Raw genomic sequence first — 12933 nt, forward strand, 5'->3', positions numbered from 1 at the left:
CTATGAGCGAAGATCGATCGAGCAACGGGCAGAAGTCATGGTTGGGTAAACTGACCCAGGCTTTTGCCCATGAGCCCAAGAACCGCCAGGAACTGCTGGAACTGCTGCGCGAAGCGCACCAGAACAAGCTCCTGGACAGCGAAGCATTGACCATCGTGGAAGGCGCCATCCAGGTCGCCGACCTGCAAGTGCGCGACATCATGGTGCCGCGCTCGCAGCTGATCAGCATCAAGTCCACCCAGACGCTGCAGGAATTCCTGCCCGCGGTCATCGACGCTGCGCACTCGCGCTACCCGGTGGTCGGCGAGAATCACGACGACGTGATCGGCGTGCTGCTGGCCAAGGACTTGCTGCCGCTGATCCTGCAGAACGACCACGCGAACTTCAATATCAAGGACCTGCTGCGTCCAGCCACCTTCGTGCCCGAGTCCAAGCGCCTGAACGTGCTGCTGCGCGAGTTCCGTGCCAACCACAATCACATGGCCATCGTCATCGACGAATACGGCGGTGTGGCGGGTCTGGTGACCATCGAGGACGTGCTGGAACAGATCGTCGGCGACATCGAGGACGAGCACGACGTCGAGGAAGACAGCTACATCAAGCCGCTGCCCAGCGGTGACTTCCTGATCAAGGCGCTGACGCCGATCGAGAACTTCAACGAGTTCTTCGAAAGCCAGTTCTCGGACGACGAATTCGACACCGTCGGCGGCCTGGTGATGAGTGCCTTCGGCCATCTGCCCAAGCGCAACGAGACGACCGAGATCGGTGCCTATCGCTTTCGCATCCTCAATGCCGACAGCCGCCGCATCCATTTGCTGCGCCTTACGCCAATCGCTCGCTGAGGCCTCTGCCCAGACTCCTCGTTAAGGAAAATAATGCGCTGGATCACCCGCCCCGGCTGGCCCGGTAACCTGCTGGCCATGGCGGCCGGCGGGTTGACCCCGCTGTTCCTGGCCCCATTCGATATCTGGCCGCTGGCCCTGCTTTCGCTGGCCCTGTTCTACCTTGGTCTGCGCGAGTTGAAACCACGCCAGGCGCTGGGCCGTGGCTGGTGCTATGGCTTCGGCCTGTTCGGCGCCGGCACCAGTTGGATCTACGTCAGCATCCACACCTACGGCGGTGCGTCGGTGGTGCTGGCGGCGCTGCTGATGCTCGGCTTCGTCGCCGCCGTGGCACTGTTCTTCGCCCTGCCCGCCTGGGCCTGGGCGCGCTGGTTCCGGCGCACCGATGCGCCGCTGGCCGACGCGCTTGCTTTCGCTGCGCTGTGGCTGGGCCAGGAAGCGTTCCGCGGTTGGTTTCTGACCGGTTTTCCCTGGCTCTACAGTGGCTACAGCCAGCTGCACGGCCCGCTCGCCGGCCTTGCACCCATGGGCGGCATGTGGCTGGTGTCCTTTGCCCTGGCCCTGAGCGCAGCGCTGTTGTGCAACCTGTCGCGCCTGCGCGAGCGCAAGCCGTTGCTCGCCGCAGGCGTGATCCTGCTGCTGGCGCCCTGGCTGTTGGGCCTGGCATTCAAGGGGCACGGGTGGACGGCACCCGCGGGCGAGCCACTCACGGTGGCCGCAGTGCAGGGCAACATTGCCCAGAGCATCAAATGGAACCCCGAAGCGGTCGACCATCAACTGCAGCTGTACCGCGACAAGACATTCGTCTCCAAGCCGGCGGATATCATCGTCTGGCCGGAAACGGCGGTGCCGGTGCTCATGGACTCGGCCCAGGGCTATCTGGCCGTGATGGGCCGGTTTGCCAGCGACCGTCATTCGGCGTTGATCACCGGCGTCCCCATTCGCCAGGTCGAGGACGGGCAGCGCCGGTTCTATAACGGCATCACCGTGGTGGGTGAAGGCGAAGGCCTGTATCGCAAGCAGAAGCTGGTACCCTTCGGTGAATACGTGCCCTTGCAGGATCTGCTGCGCGGCCTGATCGCGTTTTTCGACCTGCCCATGTCCGACTTCGCCCGCGGCCCGGCCGACCAGCCGTTGCTGCAGGCCAAGGGGTATCGGATCGCGCCGTTCATCTGCTACGAAGTGGTGTATCCGGAATTGGCGGCGAGCATGGCTGCGCGCAGCGACCTGCTGCTGACGATCAGCAACGACACCTGGTTCGGCACCTCGATAGGTCCGCTGCAACACCTGCAGATGGCGCAGATGCGCGCGCTGGAGGCCGGGCGCTGGATGATTCGCGCTACCAACAATGGGGTCACGGCGCTGATCGATCCGTTCGGCAACATCACCACTCAGGTGCCGCAGTTCGAAGAGGCGGTGCTGTATGGGGAGGTGACGCCCATGCAGGGTTTGACGCCTTATCTATTGCTGCGCTCGTGGCCGATGACAGTAGTGTGCGTATTGCTGCTGGGTTGGGCGTTGCTGCGTAGAAGGGCTGCTGGCAGGGTTTGATGGCGTTTGTGCTGGCCTCTTCGCGGGCAGAGCCCGCTCCCACCGGTTCGTGTTGTAGCCCGTTCTTTGTGGGAGCGGGGCGGGCGGCGAGCCCTCTGCCCGCGAAGAGGCCCTCAAGATCACCGATAAAACATCTTGTACCCTACCAACCCCACCGCTTCATTGAGCAGCTGGCCGTTCTGCCAGATGGCTTTGCTCTCAGGCAGCCAGCCTCCCAGCGGCCTTGCATTGTCGGTGCCCAGGAACCCCACCGGTGCCGGCACCACTTCCAACCCGTTCTGCTCGAAGCTCCAGCGCGAGCGCTGCATGTGCCAGGCCTGGGTCACCACCACCACACGCTTGATGCCATGCTCGGCGAGCAGTTCGGCGCTGAACCGGGCGTTCTCCCAGGTCGTGCGGCTGCGCTCTTCCATCCAGCGCGCGGAAGTGCCGAAATCGTCGCGCAACGACTGCGCCATGATCCACGCTTCGCTGGGCGGCGAGCCGAAGTGCAAGCCTCCGGACGTCAGCACCGGCAACCCGGATGCCTTGGCCAGCCGCGCCGCATAGCGAACCCGCTCGAGCGCGACGCCGGTGGGCTGGTCGATGCCATCCCAGGCCGGGTCGCCGCGCTCGCGACCGGCGCCGAGAATGACGATGGCGTCGGCACGCTGCGCCAGGCTGCTCCACGCTTGCACAGGCAGTGCCGGCTGGTCTTCCAGCCAGCCGGCCGCACCCTGCACCACCACCGGCAGGCTCATCAACCACAGCCCGCCCAGCCCGACCACGAAACAGGCCCCGGCCAGGCGCGGCCAACGACGGCGCAGCCACCAGCCCGCCAACAATAGGACGAGAAAGATACCGGGGGGCAATAACAGCTGTTTGAGCACAAAGCGGGAAAACATCGGGCATCTCCAGAAGATGCCCGAAGCCTAAGGGTTGCCACGATGACGAACAACTGCCGTCACGACTTTCCCGAATACCCGTGACCGTGCTTGCCGATTGGCGAACGGCGCCGATCGTGCTCGTGCAGCCAGTACACTTTCGCCGACGGCTTCAGCGCAGGCGCGACCGGAGCCGGAGCCTGGGGCTCGACGCAGACGCGTTCGCCACAGGCGTGCAGGTAGGCATCGATCAGTTCGTATTCGGCCCGGCTCAAACCGCGCAACTCCAGTTCCGCAGGTTTTTCATCGCGCAGGCGCACCGCAGTGCGGGCCACATCCAGGGCTAGCCCCAACCGGTCGATGAGTCGCTCGTAGACATCGGGCTGCGTGGCTTTGATAGGCGGCTCCAGCATTCGCTCACCTCACTTGAGAAAAAACGTTCTTTGCTTCATCAGCTTAGCGCTGGCTGGAAAATCAGCCGGTTGCAGCGACCAACGGAATGCGTCAAGTGCCTGCCACGTCCAGGCAGCTGCAATCAAGGTTTCCCTCGATAGAGGGGGGTCATGTATGCTACGGCGTTTAATATCATCGTACCTTGCCAACAGGCTCAGCCTATTTAGCAGCTGCCGGATAAGGTCACCCATTTCTCAGCGCAAAGTAGCCATGCACGAACTCTATCAGCCCCGCGAAATCGAAGCCGCCGCCCAGTCTTTCTGGGATGCGAAGAAGTCTTTTGAAGTGAGTGAACAGCCAGGCAAGGACACGTACTACTGCCTGTCGATGTTCCCCTACCCCAGCGGCAAACTGCACATGGGGCACGTGCGCAACTACACCATCGGCGACGTGATCGCGCGCTACCAGCGCATGCAGGGCAAGAACGTCCTGCAGCCGATGGGCTGGGATGCGTTCGGCATGCCGGCGGAAAACGCGGCCATGAAGAACAACGTCGCGCCGGCCAAGTGGACCTACGAAAACATCGCCTACATGAAGACCCAGCTCAAGAGCCTGGGCCTGGCCATCGACTGGTCGCGCGAAGTCACCACCTGCAAGCCCGACTACTATCGCTGGGAGCAGTGGCTGTTCACCCGCCTGTTCGAAAAAGGCGTGATCTACCGCAAGAACGGCACCGTGAACTGGGACCCGGTCGACCAGACGGTACTGGCCAACGAGCAGGTCATCGACGGTCGTGGCTGGCGTTCGGGCGCGCTGATCGAGAAGCGCGAAATACCGATGTACTACTTCAAGATCACTGCATACGCCGATGAGCTGCTGGAAAGCCTCGACGAACTGCCGGGCTGGCCGGAACAGGTCAAGACCATGCAGCGCAACTGGATCGGCAAGTCCAAGGGCATGGAAGTCCAGTTCCCGTACCACCAGGCCTCCATTGGCGAAGCCGGCACGCTGAAGGTCTTCACCACCCGTCCCGACACGCTGATGGGCGCCACCTACGTAGCCGTCGCTGCGGAGCACCCCCTGGCCACCCTGGCGGCACGCTCCGATTCTGCGCTTCAGGCGTTCATCGACGAGTGCAAGAGCGGCAGCGTGGCCGAGGCCGACGTGGCCACCCAGGAAAAACGCGGGATGCCGACCACGCTGTTCGTCGAGCACCCGCTCAGTGGCGAGAAGCTGCCAGTCTGGGTCGCCAACTACGTACTGATGCACTACGGCGACGGCGCGGTCATGGCCGTGCCGGCCCACGACGAGCGCGACTTCGAGTTCGCCTTGAAGTACGACCTGCCGATCAAGCCGGTGGTGCGCACCAGCGCAGGCGACCTGACGCCTGCGCCGTGGCTGGCTGCCTACAACGAGCACGGTCCGCTGATCAACTCCGGCGACTTCGACGGGCTCGATTTCGAAGGCGCTTTCGATGCCATCGAAGTGGCCTTGATCAAGAAGGACCTGGGCAAGTCGCGTACCCAGTTCCGCCTGCGCGACTGGGGCATCAGCCGCCAGCGCTACTGGGGCTGCCCGATTCCGATCGTGCACTGCGACGCCTGCGGCGACGTGCCGGTCCCGGAAGATCAACTGCCGGTCGTGCTGCCCGAAGACGTCGTTCCCGATGGCGCCGGTTCGCCGTTGGCGCGCATGCCCCAGTTCTACGAGTGCAGCTGTCCGAAATGCGGCGCGCCGGCCAAGCGCGAAACCGACACCATGGACACCTTCGTGGAATCGTCCTGGTACTTTGCCCGCTATGCATCGCCGCACTATGAAGGCGGCATGGTCGATCCGGCAGCGGCCAACCATTGGCTGCCCGTGGACCAGTACATCGGCGGTATCGAGCACGCGATCCTGCACCTGCTGTACGCACGCTTCTTCCACAAGCTGATGCGCGACGAAGGCCTGGTCAGCTCCAACGAGCCGTTCAAGAACCTGCTCACCCAGGGCATGGTCATCGCCGAAACCTACTACCGTCTCGAAGCCAACGGCAGCAAGACCTGGTTCAACCCGGCCGACGTCGAACTGGTACGCGATGCCAAGGCCAAGATCATCTCGGCCAAGCTCATCAGCGACGGCCTGCCGGTGGAAATCGGCGGCACCGAGAAGATGGCCAAGTCGAAGAACAACGGCGTCGACCCGCAATCGATGATCGACCAGTACGGCGCCGACACCTGCCGCCTGTTCATGATGTTCGCCTCGCCACCCGACATGAGCCTGGAATGGTCCGACTCCGGCGTGGAAGGCTCGCACCGCTTCCTCAAGCGCGTCTGGCGTCTGGCCCAGGCCCATGTTGGCCAGGGTTCGCACGCGCCCCTCGACGTCGCCGCGCTCGATGACGAGCAGAAGGCCATTCGCCGCGCCATTCACCTGGCGATCAAGCAGGCCAGCCAGGACGTGGGCCAGAACCACAAGTTCAACACGGCCATCGCCCAGGTGATGACCCTGATGAACGTGCTGGAAAAAGCCCCGCAGGCCACCGACCAGGACCGTGCCTTGCTGCACGAGGGCCTGGAAGCCGTGACCTTGCTGCTGGCGCCGATCACTCCGCACATCAGCCATGAGCTGTGGCAGCAACTGGGCCACACCGACGCCGTGATCGACGCCAACTGGCCGACCCTGGACGAATCGGCGCTGGTGCAGGACAGCCTGCAGCTGGTCATCCAGGTCAACGGCAAGCTGCGTGGGCAGATCGACATGCCTGCCAGCGCCAGCCGCGAAGAGATCGAAGCCGCCGCACGGGTCAATGAGAACGTGCTGCGTTTCACCGACGGCCTGACCATCCGCAAGGTCATCGTCGTACCGGGTAAACTGGTCAACATCGTCGCCAGCTGATCGACCGGCGCCCGTTTCATCGGGCGCCCGTCAAGCACGCCACAGCCAACAAGGTTTCAAGGGAGCAACAAGATGATCAAACGCAATCTGCTGGTTATGGGCCTGGCTGTCCTGCTGAGCGCCTGTGGTTTCCAGCTCCGGGGTACCGGCACCAACCAGCTGGCCATCAAGGAACTCAACCTCACTGCCCGCGACGCCTACGGCCAGACCGTGGTGCAACTGCGCAAGGCGCTGCAGGGCAGCGGCGTCAACGTGGCCAGCGGCGCTCCATACACCCTGGACCTGGTGGACGAGCGTGGCGACCAGCGCACGGCCAGCTACAGCGGTTCGGCGCGCTCGTCCGAGTACGAGCTGAGCAACACGCTGCAGTACGAGATCCGCGGGCAGAACAACCTGACGCTGCTCAACGACAAGCTCGAGGTGCAGAAGGTTTACGTTCACGACGGCAACAACCTGACCGGCTCCGATCAGGAGGCGAGCCAGGTGCGCCGTGAAATGCGCAACGAACTGGTGCAGCGCATGATGCTGCGTCTGCAGCAGATCACCCCTGCACAGCTGGAAAAGCTCCAGGTGGACGCCAACGCCCGTGCCAAGGCTGAAGCCGACGCTGCTGCCGAAGCTCAGCGCGTGATGGATTCGACGCCACAGCAGTCGCCGATCCAGATTCCCAACCAGTAAGGCAGACAAGGGCGCTCAGGCGCCCTTTTCGCTGTCATTGCCCCCGTGAAGATTTAAACCCTGTCGATGCGTCCATGAAGATCAGCCCCGCCCAACTCGGCAAGCACCTGCAAGGGCCGCTCGCGCCCGTCTACGTGGTGAGTGGCGACGATCCGCTGCTCTGTCAGGAGGCGGCCGACGCCATTCGCGCGGCGGCGCGCCAGCAGGGCTTCGACGAGCGCCAGGTGTTCAGCGCCGACAACAATTTCGACTGGGGCACGCTGCTGCAGGCCGGCGCCAGCCTGTCGCTGTTTGCCGAGCGGCGCCTGCTGGAACTGCGCCTGCCGTCGGGCAAGCCGGGCGACAAGGGCGCTGCGGCGCTGATCGAGTATTGCTCGCGGCCCGCCGAAGATACCGTGCTGTTGATCAGCCTGCCCAAACTGGACGGCAGTGCGCAGAAAACCAAGTGGGGCAAGGCGCTGGTGGATGGCGCGCAGACCCAGTTCGTGCAGATCTGGCCGGTCGATGCGCAGCAGTTGCCGCAGTGGATCCGCCAGCGCCTGGCCCAGGCTGGGCTGGCTGCGCAACCGGATGCGGTCGAGCTGATCGCCGCTCGGGTGGAAGGCAACCTGTTGGCGGCGGCGCAGGAAATCGAGAAACTCAAGCTGCTCGCCGAGGGCAATCAGATTACCTTGGAGACGGTGCAATCGGCGGTTGCCGACAGCGCCCGATTCGACGTGTTCGGCCTTATCGACGCGATCCTCAACGGCCAGGCCGAACACGCCTTGCGCATGCTCGAAGGGCTGCGTGGCGAGGGTGTCGAGCCACCCGTCATTCTCTGGGCGCTGGCCCGTGAGCTGCGCTTGCTGGCCAGCTTGTCGCAGCAGTACAGCCAGGGCGTACCGTTGGACAAGGCCTTCAGCCAGGCCCGTCCGCCAGTGTGGGACAAGCGCAAGCCATTGATGAGCAAGGCCCTGCAGCGGCATTCGGCGCTGCGCTGGGCACAGCTGCTGCAGGATGCGCAGCGCATCGACGCGCAGATCAAGGGCCAGGCGCCTGGGTCGGTATGGATAGGCCTGTCGCGGTTGTCGTTGCTGATGGCCGGCCAAAGGCTGAGCCTGCCCGCAGAATAGCAGCGCCCCCTTCGCGGGCAGAGCCCGCTCCCACAGGTGACCTGCGGTGTGGCCGCGAAAGCGGCGTGCGGTATGGCTGGTCAACCGCGCCGAACCCTTCGCGGCCGATGACCGCTCCTACAGGGTGACCGTGATCCCCGTAGGAGCGGTCCGTGGCCGCGAAAGCTGCACTGCGGTCTGTCGGGGTGATCGCTGACAAGGCTAAACCCATGCTACTGATTCGGCTGGCATGTTAAGGTTTGCCTCTGCCCCGAAAGCCCTGGACTTGTGAATGTCTTCTCGTCGTACCTCAGGCTGGCCCATGCGCCAGTTCGCCGTGACTACCTGCCTGGCCTTGCTGGTCGCCTGCGCGGAAAAACCCACCGTCGCCGATACCCTGCCCGCCCCCATCGTCCAGCCTGCGTTGCCGGTACCCATGGCGCCCGCGCCGAGCAGCGTCGACACTCCGGTGCTGCCCACCCAGACATTTGCCGAATGGCAGCAGGGCTTTCGTCAGCAAGCCCTGCGCAGCGGCGTCGACGCGCAGCTGTTCGACCGCGCCTTCGAGGGCGTCACACCGGACATGAGCGTGATCAAGGCCGATCGCAGCCAGCCCGAATTCAGCCGCCCGGTATGGGAATACCTCGACGGGGCGATCTCCCCGACCCGCCTGCGCCGCGGTCAGGCCATGCTCGAGCAGTACGCCGACGTGCTCTCGAGCATCGAACAGCGCTACCGCGTCGAACGCCAGGTACTGGTTGCCGTATGGGGCATGGAAAGCAGCTTCGGCCAGATCCAGGGTGACAAATCGGTGATCCGCTCATTGGCGACCCTGGCCTACGAAGGCCGTCGCCCCGAATTCGCCCAGAGCCAGCTGCTGGCGGCGTTGCAGATCCTGCAGAACGGCGACATCCAGCCCGACCGCATGCTGGGTTCGTGGGCCGGTGCCATGGGCCAGACCCAGTTCATTCCCACCACCTACAATTCCCATGCCGTGGACTTCGACGGCGATGGCCGGCGCGACATCTGGAACAGCGCCGCCGATGCCCTCGCCTCCACCGCCCACTACCTACAGAGTTCGGGCTGGCAGAGCGGCCAGACGTGGGGGCTGGAAGTGCGCCTGCCCGAGGGCTTCGACTACGCCCTGGCCGACGGCAACAGCCGCAGGCCGGTCAGCGAATGGCAGCGCCTGGGCGTTGCGGCGATGCCCGGCGGCACAGTCCCGGCGGGCAGCGAAAATGCCGCAGCAGCGCTGCTTCTGCCGGCGGGCTACCGGGGCCCGGCCTTCCTGGTCTTCGACAATTTCCGCGCGATCCTCAAGTACAACAATTCCTCGTCCTACGCATTGGGCGTAAGCCTCCTGGCCCAGCGCCTGCAGGGGTCGGGCTACATCCAAGGCACCTGGCCCAAGGATGACATGCCACTCACGCGCACCGAACGCATCGAGCTGCAGAGCCTGTTGAGCGCACGCAACCACGATGCTGGCGCTGCGGACGGCATCATCGGTGCCAATACCCGCAAGGCCATCCGCAGTGCCCAGCAAGCCATGGGCTGGCCAGCCGACGGGTACCCGACCCACAAGCTGCTCGAGGCGCTGCGTACGCAACAGTGAGTGCGCTGACCTGCACGGGTGGCCCAGGCCTCGCCTAGGCCACCACATCCTGCTCCAGCCAGACCTGCTGCGCAGTGGCATCCAGCCTGACCTGCACGCCCAACGGCAAGGTCAGGTTCGGGTCGCAGTGGCCACTGCGCCAGCCAGCCAGGACCGGGATACCCTCGGCCTGGAACGTCTCGAGCAGCAACGGGGTCATCTGCTCGACAGCGATTCCGGCGAAGTCTCCAACGATCACGCCCTGCACCCCCTTCAGCTTGCCTGCCAGACGCAGGTGAGTCAGAAAGCGATCCACGCGGTACAAGGGCTCGTTGACGTCTTCGATGAACAGCACGATGCCATCACCGGGAAGCTCGTACGACGTGCCGAGCGTGGCACTGATCATGGCCAGGTTACCGCCCATCAAGCAACCCTGGGCCTGCCCCGGCACTACCGTGGTCAACGGCCACTCGGGCGGATGACGCAGCAGGTCACCTGCGCCGATCTCGCCACGCAGCGCCTGCCACAGCGACGACTCGGTAGGCGCCCGCTTCTGCGTCAGCAGATCGGCCTTGAACAGTGGCCCATGGAAGGTGACGAACCCGGCGTGGCGAGCGATGGCCAGATGCAGCGCGGTGATATCGCTGTAGCCAACCAATGGCTTGGGGTGTCGCGCCAGCAGCGCGAAGTCGATCTTGTCCAGCAGGCGGGGGGTGCCATAGCCACCGCGCAGGCAAAGAACGGCGTCTACCTCGGGGTCGGCGAAAGCGTCGTGAAGGTCTTGCACACGGGCTTCATCGCTGCCGGCCAGGTAACCCTGGGCCAGCGCGACACCGGGGTAGATGCGCAGCGTATAGCCACGCGCGCGGACCCAGGCACAAGCTGCCTCTGCGTCCAGCTCGATGGGACCGGCGGGCGCGATCAAGGCGATCGTGCCGTGGTCGGGCAGGCGTGGGGGTAATCGCATGGTCGAAATTCTCAATCCAGGCAGGAACGAGCGGCGCGCCCTGCCCTCAGGCTATGCAGCGCGTGGGGGCGCTTCACGACCAGACGGCTCGCCGCCCGCCCCGCGCCCACATGATCTAGTCGATCAGAGCTTGATCTTGGCTTCGTGCGCCTGCTGATCGGCGTGGTACGAGGAACGCACCAACGGCCCGGAGGCGACGTTCTTGAAGCCCATCTTGTGGCCCTCTTCGGCGAACCAGGCAAAGATGTCCGGATGCACGAAGCGCTGTACCGGCAGGTGACTGCGCGAAGGCTGCAGGTACTGGCCCAGGGTCAGCATGTCGATGTTGTGCTCGCGCATGCGCTGCATCACCTCGATCACTTCCTCGTCGGTCTCGCCCAGACCCAGCATCAGGCCCGACTTGGTCGGCACATGAGGCACCAGCTCCTTGAACTTCTGCAGCAGGGTCAGCGACCACTGGTAGTCAGAACCGGGGCGCGCGGCCTTGTACAGGCGCGGCACGGTTTCCAGGTTGTGGTTGAACACATCCGGCGGCTCCTGCGCGGTGATGGCCAGGGCCACGTCCATGCGCCCACGGTAGTCGGGGACCAGGGTTTCCAGCTGCACGCCCGGCGACAGCTTGCGGATTTCCCGCAGGCAGTCGGCGAAGTGCTGGGCACCACCGTCGCGCAGGTCGTCACGGTCCACCGAGGTGATCACCACGTACTTGAGGCGCAGGTCGGCGATGGCCACGGCCAGGTTCATCGGCTCGTCGGCATCCAGTGCCTTGGGGCGACCATGGCCGACGTCGCAGAACGGGCATCGGCGGGTGCAGATGTCACCCATGATCATGAAAGTCGCGGTACCACCGGAGAAGCATTCACCCAGGTTGGGGCAGGAGGCTTCTTCGCAGACGCTGTGCAGCTTGTGCTTGCGCAGCAGTTGCTTGATCCGGTCGACCTCGGGAGACACCGGGATGCGTACCCGGATCCAGTCGGGCTTCTTCGGCAGCTCTTCGGTGGGGATGATCTTTACCGGGATGCGCGCGACCTTTTCGGCACCGCGCAGCTTGACGCCCGCCTCGACCCTGGGCCGTGGCGCATTGGCCTTGGGCGCACCCTCGGCGAGGTTCTGCAGGGGGATCAGCGTTTGCACAGCTTCTGTCGCGGTAGTCATATCAGTCGATTCCGCCCGTAAGGGTCGTCTGCTCAACATAGTCGAGGTGCTTGACCAGCTGCGCTCGCAGCCTCGCACTGACCTCGGCAAATTCAAGGGGTGCGACATGATCGCACATCTGCGTCATCGGCAGGCCGGCATATCCACATGGATTTATCCGCCGGAACGGCGCAAGGTCCATGTCGACGTTCAACGCCAGCCCATGGAACGAACAACCGCGGCGGATACGCAAGCCCAGCGAAGCGATCTTCGCCCCGTCCACGTAGACTCCGGGTGCATCCGCACGGGCGGCAGCCTGCACGCCGTAGGAGGCCAGCAGATCGATCAGGGTGTGCTCCATGCGGGTGACCAGCTCTCGCACCCCGTAGCCCAGCCGGCGCACGTCCAGCAACAGGTACACGACCAACTGCCCGGGGCCGTGGTAGGTCACCTGGCCGCCGCGGTCGACCTGCACCACCGGGATCTCGCCGGGCACCAGCAGATGCTCGGCCTTGCCGGCCTGGCCCTGGGTGAACACGGCCGGGTGCTGGACCAGCCAGACCTCATCGGCAGTCTCTGCATCGCGCTGGTCGGTGAACCGCTGCATCGCGTGCCATACCGGCTCGTAAGGCAACGGGCCGAGTTCGCGAAACCCCAGGCATTGCGGCATCACAGCACCATTTTGACGATGCCGGTGGCGCGCAGCTCACTGTTGATGTTGTAGAGCTGCTCTTGGCCGGTGGCCAGGATATGCAGCTGCAACGTGGTGTAGTTACCGTTGCTGCTCTGGCGCTCGGCATTCTTGTCGTGATTGACGGCTGCGTGCTTTTCGACGATCTGCACCACCGTGTCGCGAAAGCCCACACCGGTATCGCCGATGATCTTGATCGGGTAGTCGGCGTAGGGAAATTCGATTTTCGGCTCTTTTACTTCGGTATCGGTCATG

Annotated in this window: 12 protein-coding genes; 6 read left to right on the forward strand and 6 right to left on the reverse strand. The window is 64.4% G+C overall.

What is annotated here, in order from left to right; translation table 11 throughout:
• Nucleotides 1–2 precede the first annotated feature (2 nt).
• Together ONG87_RS18285 and lnt are read left to right on the forward strand one after the other, a co-directional pair.
• On the forward strand, nucleotides 3–842 hold the full coding sequence (locus ONG87_RS18285) for an HlyC/CorC family transporter (protein WP_122475507.1): 840 nt from the start codon (nucleotides 3–5) through the stop codon (nucleotides 840–842).
• 33 nt (nucleotides 843–875) lie between these two features.
• Nucleotides 876–2393, forward strand: coding sequence for an apolipoprotein N-acyltransferase (gene lnt, locus ONG87_RS18290; RefSeq protein WP_192058452.1), 1518 nt, complete (start codon nucleotides 876–878; stop codon nucleotides 2391–2393).
• 119 nt (nucleotides 2394–2512) lie between these two features.
• Here lnt and ONG87_RS18295 read toward each other — a convergent pair whose 3' ends face one another.
• A complete protein-coding gene (locus ONG87_RS18295) occupies nucleotides 2513–3277 on the reverse strand; it encodes a YdcF family protein (protein WP_122475511.1) in 765 nt (254 codons plus the stop codon).
• A 59-nt stretch (nucleotides 3278–3336) separates the two neighbouring features.
• Nucleotides 3337–3669: a hypothetical protein gene (locus ONG87_RS18300; RefSeq protein ID WP_264381802.1), complete on the reverse strand. Its 333-nt coding sequence runs from the start codon at nucleotides 3667–3669 to the stop codon at nucleotides 3337–3339.
• Between the two features lie 250 nt (nucleotides 3670–3919).
• On the opposite strand from ONG87_RS18300, the gene leuS reads away from it, so the two are divergent.
• The 4 genes from leuS (at nucleotide 3920) to ONG87_RS18320 (ending at nucleotide 9907) form a co-directional block, all read left to right on the forward strand.
• Nucleotides 3920–6526 (forward strand): leucine--tRNA ligase, encoded by a 2607-nt coding sequence (leuS, locus tag ONG87_RS18305; RefSeq protein WP_185795142.1) that lies wholly within the window; start codon nucleotides 3920–3922, stop codon nucleotides 6524–6526.
• Between the two features lie 72 nt (nucleotides 6527–6598).
• A complete protein-coding gene (gene lptE, locus ONG87_RS18310; protein ID WP_122475517.1) occupies nucleotides 6599–7204 on the forward strand; it encodes an LPS assembly lipoprotein LptE in 606 nt (201 codons plus the stop codon).
• Between the two features lie 74 nt (nucleotides 7205–7278).
• A complete protein-coding gene (holA, locus tag ONG87_RS18315) occupies nucleotides 7279–8316 on the forward strand; it encodes a DNA polymerase III subunit delta (RefSeq protein WP_192102701.1) in 1038 nt (345 codons plus the stop codon).
• A gap of 271 nt (nucleotides 8317–8587) precedes the next feature.
• A complete protein-coding gene (locus ONG87_RS18320; RefSeq protein WP_264381803.1) occupies nucleotides 8588–9907 on the forward strand; it encodes a lytic murein transglycosylase in 1320 nt (439 codons plus the stop codon).
• 34 nt (nucleotides 9908–9941) lie between these two features.
• On the opposite strand, the gene ONG87_RS18325 is transcribed toward ONG87_RS18320, so the two are convergent.
• The 4 genes from ONG87_RS18325 to ONG87_RS18340 all read right to left on the reverse strand — a co-directional run bounded on the left by ONG87_RS18325 (nucleotide 9942) and on the right by ONG87_RS18340 (nucleotide 12932).
• Nucleotides 9942–10853 (reverse strand): LD-carboxypeptidase, encoded by a 912-nt coding sequence (locus tag ONG87_RS18325; RefSeq protein WP_264381804.1) that lies wholly within the window; start codon nucleotides 10851–10853, stop codon nucleotides 9942–9944.
• 123 nt (nucleotides 10854–10976) lie between these two features.
• On the reverse strand, nucleotides 10977–12008 hold the full coding sequence (gene lipA / locus ONG87_RS18330) for a lipoyl synthase (RefSeq protein WP_122475523.1): 1032 nt from the start codon (nucleotides 12006–12008) through the stop codon (nucleotides 10977–10979).
• A 1-nt stretch (nucleotide 12009) separates the two neighbouring features.
• Nucleotides 12010–12657, reverse strand: a complete 648-nt coding sequence (gene lipB / locus ONG87_RS18335; RefSeq protein ID WP_122475525.1) for a lipoyl(octanoyl) transferase LipB — start codon at nucleotides 12655–12657, stop codon at nucleotides 12010–12012.
• On the reverse strand, nucleotides 12657–12932 hold the full coding sequence (locus ONG87_RS18340; protein ID WP_264381805.1) for a DUF493 domain-containing protein: 276 nt from the start codon (nucleotides 12930–12932) through the stop codon (nucleotides 12657–12659). The genes lipB and ONG87_RS18340 overlap by 1 nt, the downstream gene beginning before the upstream one ends.
• Between the last annotated feature and the right edge of the window lies 1 nt (nucleotide 12933).

Source organism: Pseudomonas sp. MM227, from assembly GCF_947090715.1.
Taxonomy (GTDB): Bacteria; Pseudomonadota; Gammaproteobacteria; order Pseudomonadales; family Pseudomonadaceae; genus Aquipseudomonas; species Aquipseudomonas baltica.